At 69.0% G+C, this 21691-nt stretch carries 24 protein-coding genes; 8 read left to right on the forward strand and 16 right to left on the reverse strand.

The window, feature by feature from the left end:
• Positions 1-70: 70 nt before the first annotated feature.
• The 9 genes from L632_RS0113285 to L632_RS0113325 all read right to left on the reverse strand — a co-directional run bounded on the left by L632_RS0113285 (position 71) and on the right by L632_RS0113325 (position 9041).
• Positions 71-778, reverse strand: a complete 708-nt coding sequence (locus L632_RS0113285; protein ID WP_036698221.1) for a tetratricopeptide repeat protein — start codon at positions 776-778, stop codon at positions 71-73.
• A 41-nt stretch (positions 779-819) separates the two neighbouring features.
• The gene (gene rarD / locus L632_RS0113290) at positions 820-1731 is read right to left on the reverse strand and encodes an EamA family transporter RarD (protein ID WP_028713109.1); all 912 of its coding nucleotides are present in this window, start codon (positions 1729-1731) and stop codon (positions 820-822) included.
• Between the two features lie 199 nt (positions 1732-1930).
• Positions 1931-2530 carry a superoxide dismutase gene (locus L632_RS0113295; protein ID WP_011746863.1) on the reverse strand — a complete coding sequence of 200 codons (600 nt, stop codon included), beginning with the start codon at positions 2528-2530 and terminating at the stop codon, positions 1931-1933.
• Between the two features lie 107 nt (positions 2531-2637).
• Positions 2638-3093: a hypothetical protein gene (locus tag L632_RS0113300; protein WP_028713110.1), complete on the reverse strand. Its 456-nt coding sequence runs from the start codon at positions 3091-3093 to the stop codon at positions 2638-2640.
• Between the two features lie 84 nt (positions 3094-3177).
• Positions 3178-3696 carry a sarcosine oxidase subunit gamma gene (locus L632_RS0113305; RefSeq protein WP_028716949.1) on the reverse strand — a complete coding sequence of 173 codons (519 nt, stop codon included), beginning with the start codon at positions 3694-3696 and terminating at the stop codon, positions 3178-3180.
• Positions 3689-6619, reverse strand: a complete 2931-nt coding sequence (locus tag L632_RS0113310) for a sarcosine oxidase subunit alpha family protein (protein ID WP_028716950.1) — start codon at positions 6617-6619, stop codon at positions 3689-3691. The genes L632_RS0113305 and L632_RS0113310 overlap by 8 nt, the downstream gene beginning before the upstream one ends.
• Positions 6616-6993: a sarcosine oxidase subunit delta gene (locus tag L632_RS0113315; RefSeq protein ID WP_028713113.1), complete on the reverse strand. Its 378-nt coding sequence runs from the start codon at positions 6991-6993 to the stop codon at positions 6616-6618. Before L632_RS0113315 ends, L632_RS0113310 begins: the two co-directional genes overlap by 4 nt.
• A gap of 337 nt (positions 6994-7330) precedes the next feature.
• Positions 7331-7609 (reverse strand): hypothetical protein, encoded by a 279-nt coding sequence (locus L632_RS0113320; protein ID WP_028713114.1) that lies wholly within the window; start codon positions 7607-7609, stop codon positions 7331-7333.
• Between the two features lie 160 nt (positions 7610-7769).
• On the reverse strand, positions 7770-9041 hold the full coding sequence (locus L632_RS0113325) for a sarcosine oxidase subunit beta family protein (protein ID WP_028713115.1): 1272 nt from the start codon (positions 9039-9041) through the stop codon (positions 7770-7772).
• A gap of 203 nt (positions 9042-9244) precedes the next feature.
• Between L632_RS0113325 and ccmI the strand changes: the two genes are divergently transcribed.
• The 3 genes from ccmI to L632_RS0113340 are packed head-to-tail and all read left to right on the forward strand — an operon-like array spanning position 9245 to position 11132.
• Entirely contained in the window at positions 9245-10495 is a 1251-nt protein-coding gene (gene ccmI, locus L632_RS0113330) for a c-type cytochrome biogenesis protein CcmI (RefSeq protein WP_036698277.1), read from the forward strand.
• Positions 10492-10968, forward strand: coding sequence for a Holliday junction resolvase RuvX (gene ruvX / locus L632_RS0113335; protein WP_028713117.1), 477 nt, complete (start codon positions 10492-10494; stop codon positions 10966-10968). Before ccmI ends, ruvX begins: the two co-directional genes overlap by 4 nt.
• Positions 10965-11132 (forward strand): DUF1289 domain-containing protein, encoded by a 168-nt coding sequence (locus tag L632_RS0113340; protein WP_028713118.1) that lies wholly within the window; start codon positions 10965-10967, stop codon positions 11130-11132. Before ruvX ends, L632_RS0113340 begins: the two co-directional genes overlap by 4 nt.
• On the opposite strand, the gene L632_RS0113345 is transcribed toward L632_RS0113340, so the two are convergent.
• From L632_RS0113345 to L632_RS25115, 3 genes are read right to left on the reverse strand one after another with little or no spacing between them, the layout of a single operon-like run.
• Entirely contained in the window at positions 11129-11476 is a 348-nt protein-coding gene (locus tag L632_RS0113345) for a hypothetical protein (protein ID WP_028713119.1), read from the reverse strand. The genes L632_RS0113340 and L632_RS0113345 overlap by 4 nt on opposite strands.
• A complete protein-coding gene (locus tag L632_RS0113350) occupies positions 11473-12381 on the reverse strand; it encodes a DnaJ C-terminal domain-containing protein (RefSeq protein WP_028713120.1) in 909 nt (302 codons plus the stop codon). The genes L632_RS0113345 and L632_RS0113350 overlap by 4 nt, the downstream gene beginning before the upstream one ends.
• Positions 12382-12399: 18 nt before the next feature.
• Complete coding sequence (locus L632_RS25115) at positions 12400-13593, reverse strand: ROK family transcriptional regulator (RefSeq protein ID WP_028713121.1); 1194 nt, start codon at positions 13591-13593, stop codon at positions 12400-12402.
• A 117-nt stretch (positions 13594-13710) separates the two neighbouring features.
• On the opposite strand from L632_RS25115, the gene L632_RS0113360 reads away from it, so the two are divergent.
• From L632_RS0113360 to L632_RS0113375, 4 genes are all read left to right on the forward strand, one after another.
• Entirely contained in the window at positions 13711-14730 is a 1020-nt protein-coding gene (locus L632_RS0113360; protein WP_028713122.1) for a sugar ABC transporter substrate-binding protein, read from the forward strand.
• A gap of 90 nt (positions 14731-14820) precedes the next feature.
• Positions 14821-15894, forward strand: a complete 1074-nt coding sequence (locus L632_RS0113365; RefSeq protein ID WP_028713123.1) for an ABC transporter permease — start codon at positions 14821-14823, stop codon at positions 15892-15894.
• Positions 15891-16685 carry an ATP-binding cassette domain-containing protein gene (locus tag L632_RS0113370; RefSeq protein WP_028713124.1) on the forward strand — a complete coding sequence of 265 codons (795 nt, stop codon included), beginning with the start codon at positions 15891-15893 and terminating at the stop codon, positions 16683-16685. Before L632_RS0113365 ends, L632_RS0113370 begins: the two co-directional genes overlap by 4 nt.
• A 61-nt stretch (positions 16686-16746) precedes the next feature.
• On the forward strand, positions 16747-17361 hold the full coding sequence (locus tag L632_RS0113375; RefSeq protein ID WP_028713125.1) for an AAA family ATPase: 615 nt from the start codon (positions 16747-16749) through the stop codon (positions 17359-17361).
• Here the strand turns inward: L632_RS0113375 and mog are convergent.
• The 3 genes from mog to L632_RS0113390 all read right to left on the reverse strand — a co-directional run bounded on the left by mog (position 17336) and on the right by L632_RS0113390 (position 19851).
• Positions 17336-17881 (reverse strand): molybdopterin adenylyltransferase, encoded by a 546-nt coding sequence (gene mog, locus L632_RS0113380; protein WP_028713126.1) that lies wholly within the window; start codon positions 17879-17881, stop codon positions 17336-17338. The two genes, L632_RS0113375 and mog, sit on opposite strands and share 26 nt — an antisense overlap.
• A gap of 42 nt (positions 17882-17923) precedes the next feature.
• The gene (locus tag L632_RS0113385) at positions 17924-18403 is read right to left on the reverse strand and encodes a VOC family protein (protein WP_036698226.1); all 480 of its coding nucleotides are present in this window, start codon (positions 18401-18403) and stop codon (positions 17924-17926) included.
• 221 nt (positions 18404-18624) lie between these two features.
• On the reverse strand, positions 18625-19851 hold the full coding sequence (locus L632_RS0113390; protein WP_028716953.1) for an argininosuccinate synthase: 1227 nt from the start codon (positions 19849-19851) through the stop codon (positions 18625-18627).
• Positions 19852-20029: 178 nt separating this feature from the next.
• Between L632_RS0113390 and ilvA the strand changes: the two genes are divergently transcribed.
• The gene (gene ilvA, locus L632_RS0113395; protein ID WP_028713129.1) at positions 20030-21268 is read left to right on the forward strand and encodes a threonine ammonia-lyase IlvA; all 1239 of its coding nucleotides are present in this window, start codon (positions 20030-20032) and stop codon (positions 21266-21268) included.
• Between the two features lie 13 nt (positions 21269-21281).
• Here ilvA and L632_RS0113400 read toward each other — a convergent pair whose 3' ends face one another.
• Entirely contained in the window at positions 21282-21632 is a 351-nt protein-coding gene (locus tag L632_RS0113400) for an Hpt domain-containing protein (RefSeq protein WP_028713130.1), read from the reverse strand.
• Positions 21633-21691: the final 59 nt, after the last annotated feature.

Below are 21691 nucleotides of genomic sequence, written 5' to 3' on the forward strand. Positions count from 1 at the left end.
CTATCCGGGCCGGGCCTGAGGACGGGCACGGCCGCGGGCGCAGTGGTTCGGTTCGCCGGCGGGGCCGGGTTCAGTTCGCGGCGGGGGCCGGCATGGCCTGAGGGACGGCCTGCGGCCCGGGTCCCTCGCTCTGCTCGGGCTCGACGCCCAGCGTGATCATCATCTCGGACAGGCGGCGGCGCAAGGGCTCGGACAGGCCATCCTTTTGCTGGATCTGGCGGATCAGCATGACCGCGTCCTCCTGCCGGCCGGCGCCGATCAGGGCCACGGCCTTCTGCTCCAGCGCCAGCAGCTCGAAGGGGGCGCCGGGCTTGGACAGCTCGGCCAGCAGCCGGTCGCGCTCGGCCGCGTCCATGGCGGGACCGGCGACCATCACCGCCTTGAGCAACGCCAGGTCGCGCAGCAGCGGGTCGCCCTCCAGCGTGGCCGCCGCGGCCTTGAGCCGCTCGGCCGCCTTCTGCGCCAGGCCGGCCTCGGCCTCGGCGCCGGCGGCCAGCATCTCGGACAGCGCCTTGCGGCCGGCGGACCCGGCCGGATCGACGGCGGAAAGCGCGGCGATCGGGTCCTGGCCCTCTTGCGCCGCGAGCACCGCGTCGCCCCAGGCCCGGGCCCGGGTCTCGGCCTGGTTGCGGGAATATTCGCGCCAGGCCGCACCGCCCACGATGCCCAGGACGACCAGAAGCGCAACCCAGCCATAGCGGCGGAACAGGCCGAACAGCCGGTCGCGGCGCAGATCCTCGGTGACCTCGTCGATGAAGCTGTCGTTCTGATTGGCCATGTCGCCCCCGGAAGTTCTTTGGCGCTGTTCTATACGGGGTTTCACCCGTTTGCCAATGGCGGGCCGCGCCGGGACTGCCGGAAGGCCGAGGCGCTGTAGACTGCCAGCGCCGCCCAGATCATCGCGAAGGCGATCATGTGCCAGCGCGTGAACGCCTCGCCGAAGAGCAGCACCGCGCAAAGGAATTGCAGCGTCGGGTTCAGGTAGAACATCAGCCCCAGCGTCGCCATCCCGACCCGGCGCGCGGCATAGCTGAACAGGATCAGCGGCACCGCCGTGATGACCCCCGAGGCAGCCAGCAGCAGCGAGACGGGCAGATTCCCGCCGAAGCCCAGGGGCTGGGCCAGGGGCGCGGGCATCAGCCCGAGCCCCTGCAGCAGCAGCCAGCCAAGCGCCAGCGGCGCCAGCAGCGCCACTTCGGCGGCGACGGACAGGACGGGGCCAAGCGGCAGCGATTTCTTGAGCGCGCCGTAGAGCACGAAGGTCAGGGCGAGCCCCAGGCTGATCCAGGGCGCCACCCCCAAGCCCCAGGTCAGCAGCGTCACCGCCAGCGCGGCCAGCAGCACGGCCATGCCCTGCGCCCGGCTCAGGCTTTCGCCGAAGACCAGCACCCCCGCCACCACCGCGGTCAGCGGGAAGATGTAATAGCCCAGCGAGCTCTGCACGACATGCCCGGCCTGCACCGCCCAGATGAACAGCCCCCAGTTGAGCGAGATGGTCAGCGCCGCCAGCACGATCCGCCCCACATGCCGGCCGGCCAGCGCCCCGCGCAGCTCGGCCAGCCGGCCCTGCGCGCCCAGCACGACCAGAAACAGCACCAGCGACCACAGGGTGCGATGCGCCAGCACCTCGACCACCGGGACGTCGGAGAGTGCGCGGTAGAAGATCGGCGACAGGCCCCAGGTCACGCAGACCCCGATCATCGCCCAGAAACCCTTGGTCCATTCGCTCATGCGCATTCCCTTTCCGTCCGCCCCAGCCATGCGGTCGATTCGCGACGGAGGCAAGGGGCCGGGGGCTCTGCCCCCACGTCCGCCCGGCCCCGGGGCGGGGCCAGGCGGACGTTCCCCCGGGATATTTCGGCAAGAAAGAAAAGGCCCGCCGGTCGGCGGGCCTTGATGCGAAGCCGGGGATGCGAAGCCGGGCCGAGGATCAGAGGCGCGAGGCCACGTTTTCCCAGTTCACCAGGTTGTTCAGGAAGTTTTCCAGGTATTTCGGCCGGGCGTTGCGGAAGTCGATATAGTAGCTGTGCTCCCACACGTCGCAGCCCAGAAGCGCGGTCTGGCCGAAGCAGAGCGGGTTCACGCCGTTCTCGGTCTTGGTGACCTTGAGGCTGCCGTCCTTGTCCTTGACCAGCCAGGCCCAGCCCGAGCCGAACTGGCCGACGCCGGCCTCGGCGAATTTCTTCTTGAACTCGTCCACCGAACCGAAGGCTTCGGTCAGGGCCTTTTCCAGCTCGCCCGGGATGGCGCCGGGGTTCGGGCCCATCATTTCCCAGAACTGCGCATGGTTCCAGTGCTGACTGGCATTGTTGAAGATGCCGTTCTGCGCCACGGCCCCCGACTGGTAGGTGCCCTTGACGATGTCCTCGAGGCTCTTGCCTTCCCATTCGGTGCCGGCCACCAGCTCGTTCAGCTTGTCGACATAGGCCTTGTGGTGCTTGTCGTGGTGGTATTCCAGCGTCTCCTTGGACATGCCGCCAGCGGCCAGCGCGTCGTGAGCATAGGGAAGATCGGGAAGCGTGAAGGCCATTTTCGATTTCCTTTCCAACGGTTTCGGATTGTGTTCTGGCACAGGAGCCAGTCGGGGAAAAGCCCTGTCGGCCGCTAAACGCCTTCAACGCGGCGCGGGTTCCGGCCCTAGCCGCCGCCGGGCGAGCCGCAGACGCCCGTCCCGGTCATGACGTTGTCATAGCCCTGCGCGACGGCAGTGACCGAGGCCGCGCCGTCGGATTTCCGCACGGTCAGCCGGTAGTCCAGCCGCTCGGTCCGCTGGCCGGAGGCGTTGCGCACCCCGGCCAAGGCCCAGCCGTAGCTGCGGCTGCTGCGGTCGTCGGCGGTGATCCGGGCCTCGATCGGGCGGCCGAGCAGGTTTTGCAGGATCGGGTCGAAGACCTCGATCCGGCCCTGGCGCGGGCCGGAGGTCTGGCGGGTCAGCATGATGAATTCCGGCACCCAGCCGGTGCCGCTTTCGTCAAGGATCTGGCACATCATCACCACCGGCGGCTCCTGCGCGAGATCCTGGGCCCGCAGGGCCGGGGCCGGCGACAGCAGGCCGGCAAGGGAAAGGGCGGGCAGGATCAGGGCGGGACGCATGGAATCAACCGGATGGCTTTCGCCTTCCATCCATACGCCGCCCTGCCGCCGCCACAAGCCCCGTCCGGACCCCGCAGCGCGGAACTAGCGCGGGTCGAGCTGCGTGCCCGGCGCCGCGGCGCCGGTCAGGATGCCGCGCAGGTAGTCGGTGACCGAGCGGAAGCCGATCAGCACATAGCCGCCCGGTTCGCGCCAGATGCCGCAGGCGACCTGGGCGGCGCGGGTGCGGCGCAGCCCGTCCTCGGGCATGGCCGCCAGGTCGGCGGGACAGAGCTTCATCAGCACGTCCAGCGCCTTGGCGCCCTGGATGCGGAAGGCGGCCCGCATGTCGCTGACATCCAGCACCAGCGCGTGTTCGGTGGACAGCGCGTCCTGCAGGGCGGCCAGCGCCTCGGCCGCCTCGGCGCGCGGCAGGACCAGCAGCAGCTCGTCCGGCGACATCCAGCCGAGAGAGCGGCTGCCGTCGGTGGTGATGCGACCCTGTCCGGGCAGCGCCACCCCGGCCGCCGCGGCGATGGCCTCGCCCGCGCGCGCCAGATCGGCGCGGATCTGGATCATGCCCCAGTCCTGCACCTGAGAGATCTTCGCCAGTGCCTCAGCCATTCGCCCGGCTCCCTTCCTTGTCATAGAAGACCGGATCGCAGATCCGCGCCTTGTAGCTTTCCTGACCCGCGACCGGGAATTCCAGAACCTCGCCCATGCGCTCGGGGCCGTTCAGCACCAGACCCATGGCGATGGGCTTGTTGAGCGTCGGCGACATGTAGGTCGAGGTCACCCGGCCCTGGGTGTTGCGCTGGCCGTTCGGGTTCACGCCATCGGCCACCGCATAGACGCCGTCGGGCAGCACCCGGCCGTCGACGCTTTCCAGCCCCACCAGCTTCCAGCGCCGGGGATCGGTCATGTGGCTGCGCTCCTGCGCCCGCTTGCCGATATAGTCGGCCTTCTTCTTGCTGATCGCCCAGCCCAGGCCCAGGTCCTGCGGGATCACCGTGCCGTCGGATTCGTCGCCGATCATGATGAAGCCCTTTTCGGCGCGCATGACGTGCATGGCCTCGGTGCCGTAGGGGGTGACGTTCAGGTCGCGCCCGGCCTCATGCAGCTTTTCCCACAGCTCCAGGCCGCGGTTCGCCGGCACCGCCACCTCGAAGCTGAGCTCGCCCGAGAAGCTGATGCGATAGACGCGGGCGGGGATGCCGGCGATCTCACCCTCGGCCCAGCCCATGAAGGGCAGCGCCTCGGCCGACAGGTCCATGCCGCCCAGCCGCTCCAGCAGCACGCGGGCCTTGGGACCGACCACGGCGACCTGCGCCCATTGCTCGGTGACGTTGGCGGTATAGACCTTCCAGTCCCACCATTCGCATTGCAGCCAGTCTTCCATATGGCCATGCATCCGGTCGGCGCCGCCGGTGGTGGTGTGCACCAGCCAGGTATCCTCGCCGAGGCGCGCGGCCACGCCGTCATCCACGAGGAAGCCGTTCTCGTTGCAGATCAGGCCATAGCGGCACTTGCCGATGGGCAGGCTGGACATCATGCCGGTATACATCATGTCGAGGAACTTGCCCGCATCCGGGCCCTTGACGATGATCTTGCCCAGCGTCGAGGCGTCGAGCGTGCCGACCGAGGCCCGCACCGCCCGGATCTCGCGCGCCACCGCGTCGCCATGGCTTTCGCCCGCCTTCGGGTAGCAATAGGGGCGGCGCCAATGGCCGACCGGCTCGAAGAAGGCGCCGTGGCTTTCGTGCCAGCCATGCATGGGCGTCTTGCGCAGCGGCTGGAAGATCTCGCCCCGCGCCTCGCCGGCGATGGTGCCCAGCGTCAGCGGCGTATAGGGCGGGCGGAAGGTCGTCGTGCCGGTGGCCGGGATCGGCTGGTTCAGCGCATTGGACAGCACGGCGAGGCCGTTGATGTTGCTGACCTTGCCCTGATCGGTCGCCATGCCGAGGGTCGTGTAACGCTTGGTATGCTCGACGCTGTGATAGCCTTCCTGCGCGGCCAGTTCGACATCCGAGACCTTCACGTCGTTCTGGAAGTCGAGCCACATCTTGAACTTCATCTTGCGCGTGGCGTGGGCCGGCATGACCCAGACCGGCATGGTCGCGGATTCCGCCTGCGCGCCGGTCAGGTCCGGGACCAGCAGGTCGCCCGCCGCCGCGCCGACGCAGCTGGCCATCGCCTTGCCGTCCGCGCCGGTCGGCGGGCGGTTCGGGTCGGGGGCGAACATCGACTGCGCGTCGGACCAGGTCAGCTTGCCGCCGCAATGGCTCCACAGGTGCACCACCGGAGACCAGCCGCCGGACATGGCGACGCAATCGGCATCCACGGTCTCGGTCACCTCGCCCGAGCCGGAATGCGCGCAGATCTTGACCGCCTCGACGCCATGGCCGCCCTTGATGCCGGCGATGGCGCTGCCGGTCAGGATGCGCACGCCGCGGGCGCGCACCGCCGCGGGCAGCGCGCCGCCGGCCGAGCTGCGGGCGTCGATCACCACCGGCACCTCCAGCCCCGCATCCAGCGCCACCAGCGCGGTGCGATAGGCGTCGTCGTTGCTGGTCACCACGACGATCTTGCGGCCCGGCGCCACGCCGTAATTGTCGATATAATCCCGCACGGCCGAGGCCAGGATCACGCCCGGCACGTCATTGCCGGCAAAGCTCAGCGGCCGCTCCAGCGCGCCGGTGGCGACGATCACATGGCCCGCGCGGATGCGCCACAGGCGCTGGCGCGGGATGCCCGCGTTCGGGTCGTGATCGGCCAGCGATTCCCGCACCAGCAGATAGCCATGGTCGTAAAGCCCGGTCGCCTGGGTCGAGCGGCGCAGGGTGACGCCGGCCATGCCGCGCAGTTCCGCCAGCAGCGCATCGACGCGGGACTGGCCGTCTGCGTGGTCGGTGGGGGTGCGGCCGCCGAAATGCGGCGTCTGCTCGACCAGCCAGACCGACTTGCCGTCGCGGGCCGCGTCGCGGGCCGCGGTCAGGCCGGCGATGCCGCCTCCGACCACCACCACGTCCACATGGGCATAGGCCTGTTCATACTTGTCCGGATCGGCCTCGGTCGGGGCCTTGCCCAGCCCGGCCGAGCGGCGGATGATCGGCTCGAACACATGCTTCCAGAACGGGCGCGGATGGATGAAGGTCTTGTAATAGAAGCCCGCCGGGAAAAAGCGATACATCCAGTTGTTGATCGCGCCGATATCGGCGTTCAGGCTGGGCCAGCAGTTCTGGCTGGCGGTAACCATGCCGCCGACCAGCGGCGTGGTGGTGGCGCGCTGGTTCGGCTCGAACCGGCCGCCCTGACCCAGGCCCAGCAGCGCGTTCGGTTCCTCGGCACCCGAGGCGATGGGGCCGCGCGGCCGGTGATACTTGAAGCTGCGGCCCATCATCAGCTGGCCGTTCGCCAGCAGGGCCGAAGCCAGCGTGTCGCCCGCGACCCCGCGCATCTGGCGGCCGTCGAAGCGGAAGGGCAGTTGATAGGCGCGGTCGATCAGGCGGCCGCCGCGCGGCAGGCGGAAGGGTCCGGTCTCGGTCATGCGTTCAGGCTTTCGGCGGGGGTGTCGGCGGAAGTGTCGGCAGGGGTTTCGCTCCAGTCGGGCTGCCAGTCCGGACGCTGCGCCCGGATGGCGGCGACGATCTCGGGCGTCGGATGCGGGGTCTGGGCGCTGTAGGTGCCAAAGACCTGCAGCGTGGCGGTGTCGCGCGCCGCCAGGAACCACTTGCCGCAGCCATAGGCATGGCGCCAGCGTTCGAAATGCACGCCCTTGGGGTTCTTGCGGGCGAACAGATAGGCCTCGAACTCCTCGTCGGTCGAACCGGGGCCGAAACGCTTCAGATGCGCCTCGCCGCCGGGTTGCAGCTCGGTTTCCTCGGCCGCGATGCCGCAATAGGGACAGGTCAGGGTCAGCATGGATCACTCCTTCGGCGGCAGGGCGCGCGCAGGGGGAACCGGCCCGTGGGCAGGCCGGATGCGCAGGACAGCAGTGGAAATCGGGGAACGGGCCGGAAAGCCCCGGCCGGGGGCGGAAACGCAGGCGACCGCATCCCGCCCTTGGCGGGGCCGGATCACGGGCGTTTCAAAGCGAAGGCAAAGACGGCGCGGCAGGCCGCAGGGCCCGCGCAACGCCGCGCTCATGCCAGCGTGGACAGGGACAGGCCCGCCGCGCTGCGCATGAAGATCAGCCGAGGAGCGCAATGCCCCCCGGCCCGCGGAAGGGCCGGCACCCGAAGGCGCCGGGACAGGCGCCTTAGTTGGTGGAAGGCGCCGCAGGTTCGGCCGGAGCCGGAGTCGCAGGCTCGGCCGGGACCGGAGCAGCGGGATCGGCAGGAGCAGCAGGCTCGGCCGGCGGTTCGACGGAGATGGCGCCGTCATCGACGGGCGCGGGTTCGGACGAAACGGCCGGATCGGTCGGCGGCTCGGTCGCGGTCGGCTCGGTGCCCGAGGACACGAACCAATAGATGACCACCAGCACGACGACGACGACGCCAACGATGAGCCAGAGGTTGCTCTTGTTCTGTTCGGCCATGAAGAAAACTCCTTGGTCATGGGGACGTAACTTAACAATTCATTAGATGAATAAGAGTTTCCCATGACTTGCACGATTTTTTCCGCAACGGTGCGGAGATGGGCGAAATTCGGCCCAAAATCCGCCCCGCAGGCCGGCAGGAACCCGCCCGCGCCGCGCATCAATGCGCCACCCCCGCGGCGACGCTCTCGTCGATGAAGCGGCCCTCGACGAAACGGTTCAGGCCGAAATCCTTGGCCAGCGGGCCGGGCTGGCCCTTGGCCAGCAGCTCGGCCATCGCCCAGCCCGAGCCGGGGATGGCCTTGAAGCCGCCGGTGCCCCAGCCGCAGTTGACGAAGATGTTGCCGACCGGCGTGGTGGACAGGATCGGCGAGCGGTCGCCGGTCATGTCGACGATGCCGCCCCATTGCCGCAACATCTTCAGCCGCGACAGCATCGGGAAGGTCTCGATCAGCGCGCGCACCGTCTCCTCGACATGGTGCCAGGAGCCGCGCTGGGTGTAGTTGTTGAAGCCGTCGGTGCCGCCGCCGATCACCATCTCGCCCTTGTCGGATTGCGACAGGTAGCCGTGGACGGTGTTGGCCATGATGACGATGTCGCAGCAGGGCTTGATCGGCTCGCTGACCAGCGCCTGCAGCGCCAGCGATTCGATGGGCAGGCGGAAGCCGGCCATCTCGGCCAGGACCGAGCTGTGGCCGGCGGCGATCAGCGCCAGCTTGTCGCATTCGATGCGGCCCTTGCCGGTGTTCACCGCCCTGACCTGCCCGTTCGCGGTCTCGATGCCGGTGACTTCGCAGTTCTGGATGATGTGCATGCCCATGGCCGAGCAGGCGCGGGCATAGCCCCAGGCCACGGCGTCGTGGCGGGCGGTGCCGCCGCGCTCCTGGTAGAGCCCGCCGAGGACCGGATAGCGCGGCCCGTCGATGTTGATGATCGGCAGCATGTCCTTGATGCGCTTGGGGCTGACCCATTCGGTCGCCACGCCCTGCAGCTGGTTGGCATAGACGGTGCGCTTGTAGCCGCGCACCTCGTGTTCGGTCTGCGCCAGCATCAGAAGGCCGCGCGGGCTGAACATGATGTTGTAGTTCAGGTCCTGCGACAGGTTCTCGTAAAGCTTCAGCGCCTTGTCGTAGATCGCCGCCGAAGGGTCCTGCAGGTAGTTCGAGCGGATGATGGTGGTGTTGCGGCCGGTATTGCCGCCGCCCAGCCAGCCCTTCTCGATGATGGCGACATCGGTGATGCCGAAATTCTTGCCCAGGTAATAGGCGGTGGCAAGGCCATGGCCGCCGGCGCCCACGATGACGACCTGGTATTTCTTCTTGGGCTCGGGACTGGCCCAGGCGCGTTTCCAGCCGGTATGCAGCCGCATCGCCTCTTTAGCGATGGCAAAGACCGAATAGCGGCCGGTGCTGGAACTTGCAGATGCGGGCATGGCGGAACCTCTTGCGACTCGACCCGTGCAGAGTGAAGCGAGGGCGGTGTTCGGGCAAGCCGCGTTGCGACGGGGCGATTGTCGAATTGCGTCAGGGGACGGCGCAGATGTCCCGAAGGAGATTTGCGCATTTGTCGCAGGGCTTTGACTTTCTCGCCGCGGCGAAAGCCGCTATCACCGGCAGCAGCCAAAAGGGGAAGCCGATGTTCTGGATCATCTGCGCCGCGCTGGCGGGGGTGGTGGCGGTGGCCATCGCCGCGCCGCTTCTGCGCCGGCAGGGCGAGGGCGCCGAGCCCACCGCCGCCTATGACCTGCGGGTCTATCGCGACCAGCTGCGCGAGGTCGGGCGGGATCTGGACCGCGGCCTGATCGACGAGGCCGATGCCGAACGGCTGCGGGTCGAGATCGGCCGCAAGGTGCTGGCCGCGGACCGCGCGCTGGAACGCGCCGGCAGTGCCCGCCGCGCGCCGGGCGGCTGGGCGGCGCTGGCGGTTCTGGCGCTGCTGCTGGCCGGGGCCTTCCTGCTTTACCAGCGCATCGGCCAGCCCGAGCGTCCCGACGCCCCCATCGCGCAGCGCATCGCCGAGGCACAGGCGCTTTACGACGGCCGCCCCAGCCAGGCCGAGGCAGAGGCCAAGACCCCCCGGCCCCAGCGCCCCGAGCCCGATGCGGACTATGCGGCGCTGATCGAACGGCTGCGCGAGGCGGTGCTGAAGAACCCGAACGACCCGCGCGGGCTGGAACTGCTGGCCGAGCACGAGGAAAGGCTGGGCAACCTGATCGCCGCCAAGGACGCGCAGCGCCGGCTGGTGGCGCTGCGCGGCGAGGCTGCCAGCGCCGAGGAGCTGGCGCGGCTGGCCGGGCTGACCATCGAGGCGGCGGGCGGCATCATCACCGCCGAAGGCGAGGATGCGGTGGCCCGGGCGCTGGCCCGCGATCCGCACAATCCGCAGGCGCGCTTCATGGTCGGGCTGCTGCATCTGCAGAACGGCCGCCCCGACCGCGCCTTTCCGATCTGGGCCGGGCTGCTGGCCGAGGGGCCGGAAAGCGCGCCCTGGATCCAGCCGATCCGCGCCGCGATCGGCGATCTGGCCTGGTTCGCCGGCCGCCCGGACTATACCCCGCCCGAGCCCCGGACCGATTCCGCGCCCGCTTCCGCACCCGGCTCGCCGGCCCTGCCCGGCCCGGATGCGGAGGCCGTGGCAGCGGCGGGGGACATGAGCCCCGAGGAACGCCAGCAGATGGTCGAGGGCATGGTCAAGGGGCTGGAGACCCGGCTTGCCACCCAGGGCGGCACGCCCGAGGAATGGGCGCGGCTGATCTCGTCCCTGCCGGTGATCGGGCAAAAGGACCACGCCGCCGCCATCCTGGGCGAGGCCCGGCAGCGTTTCGCGGGCAACCGGCCGGCGCTGGACCTGATCGAGGCGGCGGCGGAACAGGCGGGGCTGGAATGATCTGCGAGAGCATCGAGGCATTCGCCGCCGCCCTGCCCCGCACCGGCGCGGTGGCCGGGCTGGACCTGGGCACCAAGACCATCGGCGTCGCGGTCAGCGACGGGCTGCGCAGCGTCGCCTCGCCCCTGACGGTGATCCGGCGCGAGAAGTTCACCTTGGACGCCCAGGCGCTGCTGAAGATCGCCGCCGACCGGGCGCTGGTCGGGCTGGTGCTGGGCCTGCCGCGCAACATGGACGGCAGCGAGGGGCCGCGCGCACAATCCACCCGCGCCTTCGCCCGCAACCTGGAACGGCTGACGCCGCTGCCCATCGGCTTCTGGGACGAGCGGCTCTCGACCGTCGCGGCCGAGCGGGCGCTGCTTGAGGGGGACACCTCGCGCAAGCGCCGGGCCGAGGTGATCGACCAGGTCGCGGCCGGCTATATCCTGCAGGGCGCGCTGGACCGGCTGCGCTTCCTGGGCGCGGCGGGATGAAGCCCTCGACCCCCTGCATCGACATCTGCAAGATCGACCCGGCAAGCCGGCTTTGCACCGGCTGCCTGCGCAGCATCGACGAGATCACCCGCTGGGGCCGCATGACCGAGGCCGAGCGGCTGGCCGTCATGGCCGAACTGCCCCGCCGGCGGCCGGCGGATTAGCGCGTCACCACCCGCACCTCGCGGATCGCGGCCTTCAGCCGCACCCGGGTTTCCACCGGCTCGCGCGCCACGGCGTCCAGGATCGCCCGCATGTCGCCGCGCAGCCCGTGCAGCTGGTCGACCAGCGACAGCACCAGGCCCAGCGCCTCCTCGTCGAGGTGATAGCCCTCGGCCAGGTCGACCACCAGGCTCAGCCGCGCCAGGTCCAGCTCGCGGAACAGCGGCCCCTGTTCGGATTGCACCGGCATGACGACGCCGGCGCGGATATAGCGGTCCAGCTGTTCGGGCGTCAGGTCGCTGACGGCCGCCAGCGTCTCGGTCAGGGTATAATGGCGCTGGGTCATTTTCCCCTCCTCGGGTCATAGGCGTGGGTCTGCCGCCATTGCTCCATGAAGCGCGCCAGCTCGTCATCGACCTTGGGCGGCATGACGATCTTCAGGATGACATGCTGGTCGCCGCGCCGTCCGCCCTCGCCCTTGATGCCGCGCCCCTTCAGCCGCAGCTTCTGGCCCGAGCTGGCGCCGCGCGGGATGGTCAGCATGACCGGCCCCTCGATGGTCTGCGCCTCGACCTTGCCGCCCAGCACGGCCTCGTCGATGGTGATGGGCAGCGTGGTCTCGACATCGTTGCCGTCGCGCTTCCAGTCGGGATCCTCGGCCACGATCAGGGTCAGGAGCGCGTCGCCCGGCCCGCCCTCGCCGATGCCGGGCCCGCCCTTGCCGCGCAGCCGGATCACCTGGCCGTCATGGGCGCCCTCGGGGATCTTCACCTCCAGCACGCTGCCGTCGGGCATGGTGATCCGGGTCGAGCCGCCGCGCGCCGCGGTCATGAAATCGATCTCCAGCGTGAATCGCTGGTCGGGGCCGCGCATGTCGAAGCTGCGCGCCCCGCCGCCGCGCCGTCCGCCGGCGCCGCGCCCGAACAGGTCGGAAAACACGTCCGACAGATCGTCGAAACCGTGATGCTGGCGATAGGGATTGTCGCCCGATTCGGCATATTCGCGGTAATAGTGCCGCTGCGGCCGCTCCTGTCCCTGGGCATCGATCTCGCCGCGGTCGAAGCGGGCGCGCTGCTCGGGATCCTTGAGCAGATCATAGGCGGTCGAGGCGGCCTTGAAGCGTTCATGCGCCGCCGGGTCCGGGTTCAGGTCCGGGTGGTCGGTCTTGGCGATCCGGCGATAGGCCTTCTTGATCTCGTCCTGCGTGGCATTCTTGTCCAGTCCCAGCGCCTTGTATGGATCGTCGGCCATGGCCGCGGCTTCCTTTCCTCACCTGTCCTCCCCGGAACGCATCGGCGCGTCCTGGGTTTCCTGCCCGTTCCGTCCCGGCCGCGGGGCGGTGAAACTGCCGCCCGGCATGAAGCCCGCGCTGAGCGGCAGCGCCGCCGCCCCCAGCGTGCGCGCCTGTCGCCCCAGGGTTCCGGCGCGCACCTCGGGCAAGGTGACGCCGTGATGGCGCATCGCGGCCAGGCCGTCGGCGGTCGCCCGCACCAGCGCCTCGCGCAGCGCGGCCGGCATGGCCCCGTCGATCACCACCAGCGGCAGGTCCAGCACCGCGACCGCCCCCAGCGCCGCATGGGACAGCACCCGCGCCGATTCGTCCAGCCATTGCCGGGCGATGGCCGGCGGCAGCTGCCAGTCGGCATCGTCCAGCGGCAGGTCGCGCCCCAGCGCCGTCTCCAGCACGGAAACCGAAGCCACGTCCAGCACCTGTCGCCCGCCCGGCACCGGGCAGGAGCCCATCGCCCCCGCATTGCGCGACGGTCCCAGCCGCAGCCGCCCGTCCAGCACCACGCCGCCGCCGCCGAAATGCGCAAGGTAGAAATACAGGAAATCCTCGGGCAGATCCTCGGTGCCGAACATCATCTCGGCCCCGCAGGCGCAGGAGCCGTCGTTCTCCAGCCAGACCGGCAGGTCCAGCGCCGCGGCCAGCTCGGCGCGCAGGTCGCGGCCGCGCCAGGGCTGCATCTCCTCGGCCCAGTCCCACAGGTAGAAGGGGCTGGCGATGCCCATGCCCGACAGCCGCGCACGCTGCGCCTCGGTCAGGTCCGCCAGGATCGCCGCGGTGCCGGCGACGGCGAAATCGCGGATCGCGTCGGGATGCGGATAGGCATGCGGCAGCACCCGGATCTGCCGGATCCGGCCGGCGAAATCGACCAGCACCAGCTCGGCCACCCGGCGCCCGACCTTGAGCCCCAGGAACAGCGCCCCCTCGGGCGCCAGGGCCAGCGGCAGCAGCGGCTGGCCGACCTTGCCGCGCCGACGCTCGCCCCCGGCATCCAGCAGGCCGGCGGCGATCAGCTCGCGCGTGATGTTGGTGACGGCCTGCGCCGACAGGCCCGTCGCCTGCGCCAGCGCGGCGCGCGGCATCGGCCCGTTGCGGCGAATCAGCCACAGGATCAGGCGCTCGTTCTGGCTGCGGACCCCCTGCGGCGTCGCCGCCGCCGGCATGGTGTTCGGCATGGTTCCATCCTCCCCCCTATATAAATCAACGAAATTGATTTATTGACAAGCCCCTCTTTCTTCGGCAGCCTTTTGGAGGAGGCGGCGGTCAGACCCGCCCAGAGGAGGAAGGACATCATGACCAAGACGACACTGCTGCGCGCGGCGCTGGCGGGCACGGCCCTGACCCTGATCGCCGGCATGGCGCAGGCCGACAGCGCCTGTCTGATCACCAAGACCGACACCAACCCCTTCTTCGTGAAGATGAAGGAAGGCGCCCAGACCAAGGCGGCCGAGCTGGGGATCGAGCTGAAATCCTATGCCGGCCGCATCGACGGCGACCACGAAAGCCAGGTCGCGGCGGTCGAGGCCTGCATCGCGGACGGCGCCAAGGGCATCCTGATCACCGCCTCGGACACCAAGGCCATCGTCGATTCCGTGCAGGCGGCGCGGGATGCCGGGCTGCTGGTCATCGCGCTGGACACGCCGCTGGACCCGATCGACGCGGCGGACGCGACCTTCGCCACCGACAATTTCAAGGCCGGCGAGCTGATCGGCCAATGGGCCAGGGCCACCATGGGCGACGCGGCGGCCGAGGCCAAGATCGCGCTTCTGGACCTGGCGATCTCGCAGCCCTCGGTCGACGTGCTGCGCGACCAGGGCTTCCTGCAGGGCTTCAGCATCGAGCTGGGCGACCCCGAGAAATGGGGCGACGAGACCGATCCGCGCATCGTCGGCCACGAGGTCACCTCGGGCAATGAGGAAGGCGGGCTGAAGGCCATGGAGAGCCTGCTGGCCAAGGACCCCGACATCAACCTGGTCTATACCATCAACGAACCCGCCGCCGCCGGCGCCTATGAGGCGCTGAAGGCCGTCGGGCGCGAGAACGACGTTCTGATCGTTTCGGTCGATGGCGGCTGCCCGGGCGTGCAGAACGTCGCGGAGGGCGTGATCGGCGCCACCTCGCAGCAATATCCGCTGGACATGGCGTCGCAAGGCATCGAGGCCATCGCCGCCTTCGCCAAGGACGGCACCAAGCCCGCGCCGACCGAGGGCAAGGACTTCGTCGATACCGGCGTGCAGCTGGTCACCGACAAGCCGGCCGAGGGCGTCGAATCCATCGACAGCACCAAGGGGACCGAGCTCTGCTGGGGCTGAGCCTCGATTGAACCGCAGGGCGGGGGATGCCTCGCCCTGACCACAGGCAGCGGCGTCCGGAGCGGCGCCTTGCAAAGGGGGAGACCGTCCATGTCATCCGACACCAAGACGGCCGCCGGCTACGAGGAGGGCCTGCAAGGCGCCTCGGACAAGGTTGCCGAGTTCCAGGAACAGAAAACCGCCCTGAAGCGCCTGCAGCACTGGCTGCACATGACGCCCTCGGCAGTGCCGATGATCGTGCTGGTCGCGGCGATCATCGTCTTCGGCCTGCTGTCGCCGAACTTCTTCAAGGCGGTCACGCTGTCCACCATCCTGCAGCAGATCGCCATCGTCGGCATCCTGGGCTGCGCGCAGTCGCTGGTGGTGCTGACCGCCGGGATCGACCTGTCGGTCGGCGCCATCGCGGTGTTCTCCTCGGTGCTGATGGGGCAGTTCACCTTCCGCTACGGCATCCCGGCGCCGCTGGCCATCGCGCTGGGGCTGGCGGCGGGCACGGCCATGGGCTTTGCCAATGGCTGGCTGGTCGCCCGCATCAAGCTGCCGCCCTTCATCGTGACGCTGGGCACCTGGCAGATCATCCTGGCGGCGAACTACATCTATTCCGCGAACGAGACGATCCGCTCCTCGGCCATCGCCGCCGAGGCGCCGGCGCTGCAATTCTGGGGCTATTCCATCCAGCCCGGCGGGGTGAAGATCCTCTATGCCGTGTTCCTGATGGTGGCGCTGGTCGCGATCCTGGCCTACGTCCTGCGCCATACCGCCTGGGGCCGGCATGTCTATGCCGTCGGCGACGACCCGGAGGCGGCAGAGCTGGCCGGGGTGCGCACCAGGCGGGTGCTGATCCAGGTCTATGCGCTGGCGGGCCTGTTCTGCGCCATCGCGGGCTGGGTGATGATCGGCCGCTTCGGCTCGGTCTCGCCCTCGGCCTCGACCGGGCAGCTGGGCAACATCCAGTCCATCACCGCGGTGGTGATCGGGGGCATCAGCCTGTTCGGCGGCCGGGGCTCGATCGTCGGCATGTTCTTCGGCGCGCTGATCGTCGGCGTGTTCGAGATGGGGCTGAAGATGGTCGGCACAGACCCGCAATGGACCTTCTTCCTCATCGGCCTGCTCATCATCCTCGCCGTGGCGGTGGATCAATGGATCAGAAAGGCATCGGCATGAACGCGAACACTTCCGCAGAACCGCTTCTGAAGGCCCGCGGCCTGGTCAAGCGCTATGGCAAGGTCACGGCGCTGGACCATTGCGACTTCGACCTGATGCCGGGCGAGATCCTGGCGGTCATCGGCGACAACGGCGCCGGCAAGTCCTCCCTGATCAAGGCGCTGTCGGGCGCGGTCCAGCCCGACGAGGGCGAGATCACGCTGGAGGGCCAGCCGGTGAAATTCGCCAGCCCGCTGGATGCGCGCGGATACGGGATCGAATGCGTCTATCAGACGCTGGCCATGTCCCCTGCCCTGTCCATCGCCGACAACATGTTCATGGGCCGCGAATTGCGCAAGCCGGGGATCATGGGCCGGTGGTTCCGCCAGCTCGACCGCCCGGCGATGGAGAAATTCGCCCGCGAGAAGCTGACCGAGCTGGGGCTGATGACCATCCAGAACATCAACCAGGCGGTCGAGACGCTGTCGGGCGGCCAGCGCCAGGGTGTGGCGGTGGCCCGGGCCGCCGCCTTCGGCTCGAAGGTGGTGATCCTGGACGAGCCGACGGCGGCGCTGGGGGTCAAGGAAAGCCGCCGCGTGCTGGAGCTGATCCGCGATGTCCGCTCGCGCGGCATTCCGATCATCCTGATTTCCCACAACATGCCGCATGTCTTCGAGGTGGCGGACCGCATCCATATCCACCGGCTGGGGCGGCGGCTCTGCGTGATCCGGCCGCAGGATTATTCGATGTCGGACGCGGTGGCCTTCATGACCGGGGCCAAGGTTCCGGACGAGGTGGCGACGGCGGCCTGAACGGCACGGCTGCGGGGGGCTCTGCCCCCCGTCCTTCGGACTCCCCCCGGGATATTTGCGCATGAGAGAAATACTGGACCGGATTGCGGGGCTGGGACCCGGACGGCGGATCGTCGCCATCGTCGGGGCGCCAGGATCGGGGAAATCGACCCTGGCCGCCCGGCTGGCGGCCGGGCTTGCGGATGCGGCGCTGGTGCCGATGGACGGGTTCCATCTGGACAACCGGCTGCTGGAAGCGGAGGGGCTGCGCGGCTGCAAGGGCGCGCCCCAGACCTTCGACGCGGCGGGCTTCGTCGCGCTGGTGCAGCGGCTGAAGGCCGGGGGCGAGGTGGTCCACCCGGTCTTCGACCGCGGGCTGGACCTCTCCATCGCCGGGGCCGGCCGGGTCGAGGCGGGCCATCGGCTGGTGCTGGTCGAGGGCAATTACCTGCTGCTGGACCGAGCGCCCTGGCGCAAGCTGGCGGGCCTTTGGGACCTGTCGGTCATGCTGGACGTGCCGATGGAGGAGCTGCGCCGCCGCCTGACCGCGCGCTGGCAGGGTCTTGGCCGTTCGCCGGCCGAGGTGATGGCGCATCTGGAGAACGATCTCGGCAATGCCGAGCTGGTGCTGCGCGAATCGTTGCCGGCCGATCTGCGGGTCCGGCCGGCGGCTATGTCTTCGGCCGGAACGCCTTGATGCGGGCGGGGTCGGTTTCCACATAGGCCGCCCCGATCAGGTCGAGGCAATAGGGCACCGCCGCGAAGACCGCATCGAGGCAGGTGGCGATGGCCGAGGGCTTGCCGGGGATGGTGATCATCAGAGTCGCGCCGCGGATGCCCGCGCTCTGCCGCGACAGGATGGCGGTCGGCACCTCGCGCAGGCTGGCGCGGCGCATTTCCTCGCCGAAGCCGGGCAGTTCCTTTTCGATCACCTCGGCCATGGCCTCGGGCGTCTGGTCGCGCGGGGCCGGGCCGGTGCCGCCGGTGATCAGGATCAGGTCGGCGCCCTGTTCGTCGGCCAGGTCGCGCAGGCAATCGGCGACGATCTCGCGCCCGTCCGGAATGATGCGGCGCGTGATGTCCATGGGCGAGGTGACGGTGGCGCGCAGCCAGTCCTCGGCCCCCGGCCCGCCCTTGTCCTGATATTCGCCGCGGGCGGCGCGGTCCGAGACGGTGACGATGGCGATATGGGCGGGGCGGTCGGGGTTCTGGGTCATGCCCGCATCCTGCCGCAGGCGGCGCGCGAAGGGAAGCGCGGCTCAGCCGCGCCGCGCCGCCTCGATGGCCGCGACGTCGATCCGGGTCATCTCCATAATCGCCTCGAAGGCGCGTTTCGCCTCGTCGCCGCCGGCGGCCAGCGCATCGGTCAGCACGCGCGGCGTGATCTGCCAGGAAATGCCCCATCTGTCCCTGCACCAGCCGCAGGCGCTTTCCTGGCCGCCATTGCCGACGATCGCATCCCAGTAGCGGTCGGTCTCCTCCTGGTCGTCGGTGGCGATCTGGAACGAGAACGCTTCGCTGTGCCGGAAGGTCGGGCCGCCGTTCAGGCCGACGCAGGGGATGCCTGCGACGGTGAACTCGACCAGCAGCACATCGCCCGCCTTGCCTGACGGAAAATCGCTGGGCGCGTGGCGCACCGCGGTGACGGCGCTGTCGGGAAAGGTCTCGGCATAGAAGCGGGCAGCCGCCTCGGCATCCTTGTCATACCAGAGGCAGACGGTGTTCTTGGCCATGGTCATTTCCGGTTCCTCCCTGGGCCTTGCCTGCGGGCGAACGCGCCATGGCGGTCGCGGTTCCCCAGGCGGGGGAGCCGGAGAGCAGTGAACGAGAGGCGGGCGCCTCCGGCGGGGGTATTTTGGGGAACGAAGAAGCCGGCCAGGACGATGGGTCATCGGACGAATCGGCCAGCAAAAAGGCCGCGGAACCTGCCCGCGGCCTTTTGCATGCAATGCGGGTGCGGTTACTTGAACCGGGCGTTGCGGTTCGCCACCAGCTTCAGACGCAGCGCGTTCAGACGGATGAAGCCCGCCGCGTCCTTCTGGTCATAGGCGCCGGCGTCGTCCTCGAAGGTGACGTGCTTTTCGCTGTAGAGCGAATGATCCGACCAGCGGCCGACGGTATGGACGCCGCCCTTGTAGAGTTTCAGCCGCACGGTGCCGGTGACGTGCTCCTGGCTCTTGTCGATCAGGGCCTGCAGCATCTCGCGCTCGGGCGAATACCAGAAGCCGTTATAGATCAGCTCGGCATAGCGCGGCATGATCGAATCCTTGAGATGGCCGGCGCCGCTGTCCAGCGTGATCTGCTCGATGCCGCGATGCGCTTCCAGCAGGATGGTGCCGCCGGGGGTCTCGTAGATGCCGCGCGACTTCATGCCGACGAAGCGGTTTTCCACGAAGTCCAGCCGACCGATGCCATGCTTGCGCCCGTATTCGTTCAGCGCCGTCAGGATGGTGGCGGGCGACAGCGCCTCGCCGTTGATCGACACCGCGTCGCCGCGCTCGAAGCCGATCTCGACATATTCGGGCTGGTCCGGGGCGTCCTCGGGGCTGACGGTGCGCTGGTAGACGTATTCGGGCGCTTCCTCGGCCGGGTTCTCCAGCGCCTTGCCCTCGCTGCTGGTGTGCAGCAGGTTGGCGTCGACGCTGAACGGCGCCTCGCCGCGCTTGTCCTTGGCGATCGGGATCTGGTTCTGTTCGGCGAACTCGATCAGCCTGGTGCGCGAGGTCAGGTCCCATTCCCGCCACGGCGCGATCACCTTGATCGACGGGTCGAGCGCATAGGCCGACAACTCGAAGCGCACCTGGTCGTTGCCCTTGCCGGTCGCGCCATGGGCGACGGCATCGGCGCCGTGCTGATGCGCGATCTCGACCAGGTGCTTGGAGATCAGCGGCCGGGCGATCGAGGTGCCGAGCAGATAGAGCCCCTCGTAGACCGCATTGGCGCGGAACATCGGGAAGACGAAATCGCGCACGAATTCCTCGCGCACGTCGACGATATGGATGTTTTCCGGCTTGATGCCCAGCAGCTCGGCCTTCTGGCGCGCCGGTTCCAGTTCCTCGCCCTGGCCCAGGTCGGCGGTGAAGGTGATGACCTCGCAGCCGTATTCGGTCTGCAGCCATTTCAGGATGATCGAGGTGTCGAGCCCGCCCGAATAGGCAAGGACGACTTTCTTCGGCGCGTCGGACATGCGGATGACCCCCAGTGAAATTTCGGCAGGGAATAGGCGCATTCGCCGGGCGTCACAAGGGGAGCCTTGCCGGGAGCGAGGTTGCGGCGGCCGCTTCATCGTGTTGCCCTGCCCCCGCGACAGATCTTTCCGCTGAGCCACCTTGCCAAATCGCCCGTTTCGCGCCATTCGCGGATATATGGAAAACTTTGCCGCCTCTGTCCGCCAGGCAGAGATCGCGTTGCGCGACCTCTTCGAGCCGACGCCCCTGCAGAAGAACGACCACCTCTCGGCGAAATACGGCGCCGAGATCTGGCTGAAACGCGAGGACCTGACGCCGGTGCGCAGCTACAAGCTGCGCGGCGCCTTCAACGCCATGCGCAAGATCGGGGCCGGGTCGCAAGGGCATTTCGTCTGCGCCAGCGCCGGCAACCATGCCCAGGGCATGGCCTTTGCCTGCCGGCATTTCGGCGCCCGCGGCACGATCTTCATGCCCGTCACCACGCCCAGGCAGAAGATCGACAAGACCCGCATCTTCGGCAACGGCGCCATCGAGATCGTGCTGACCGGCGATTATTTCGACCAGACCCTGGCGGCGGCCCAGGACTTCGCCCGGGCGCAGGGCGCGACCTTCCTGTCGCCCTTCGACGATGCCGACATCATCGAGGGACAGGCCACGGTCGGGCTGGAGCTGCTCGACCAGTTGGGCGGGGCGCCGGATGTCGTGGTGCTGCCGGTCGGCGGCGGCGGGCTGGCCGCCGGCGTCACCCGACTGCTGGCCGTGCTGGCCCCCGGCACGCGCGCCGAATTCGCCGAGCCCGAGGGCGGCGCCAGCCTGCGTGAGGCGCTGCTGGCCGGGACGCCGGTGACATTGCCGGCGGTGGACAATTTCGTCGACGGCGCCGCGGTGGCGCGGATCGGCGACCTGCCGTTTCGCGCGCTCGCCGGCTTCGGCGCCGACCGGGTCCATACCGCGCCCGAGGACCGCATCTGCGCCACCATGCTGGAGATGCTGAACATCGAGGGCATCGTGCTGGAACCCGCCGGGGCGCTGGCGGTGGACGTGTTGCGCGACATGCCCGGGCTGGCCGGCAAGCGCGTGGTCTGCATCTGCTCGGGCGGCAATTTCGATTTCGAGCGCCTGCCCGAGGTCAAGGAGCGCGCCCAGCGTTTCTCGGGCCTCAAGCGCTATTTCATCCTGCGCATGCCGCAGCGGCCCGGCGCGCTGCGCGACTTCCTGCAGCTGCTCGGCCCCGAGGACGATATCGCCCGCTTCGAATACCTGAAGAAATCGGCGCGCAATTTCGGCTCGGTCCTGATCGGCATCGAGACCACCGCCCCCGCCAATCTCGAACGGATCTGCGAAAGGCTGGACGCGGCGGGGATCGGCTATCGCGACATCACCCGCGACCCGGTCCTGGCCGAGTTCCTGATCTGATCCCGGCACGGCGCTAGGCATGGCGGGCCCGCTTGCCGGGATGCAACGCCGCGTCCAGCTGACGCATCAGCGCCTGTTTCGAGGCGGAATAGCTGGCCAGCAGCGATTCGACATCGACCTCGCCGTGCCGGCCGGCGGCGGCCTTGCGCTCGCCCGCGTCGCAGAGATTGCCGAATTCCGAGAAGCCCAGATTCCAGGCGCAGCCCTTCAGGAAATGCAGGTCGGTTTCCAGCCGCAGCGCGTCGCGGCGCGACAGGCGCATGATGACGCCTTCGACCTCGTCCAGAAACAGCTCCAGGATCAGCTGGAATTCGTCATCGCCGACTTCGCCGCGCAGCTCGTTGATACGGTTCCAATCCAGCATGGACAACCCTTGGAAGAATCACCCCTTATTCATAACAGGGAAATCATCCAGAACGTGTT

The organism is Paracoccus sp. J39 (assembly GCF_000518925.1).
Taxonomy (GTDB): domain Bacteria; phylum Pseudomonadota; class Alphaproteobacteria; order Rhodobacterales; family Rhodobacteraceae; genus Paracoccus.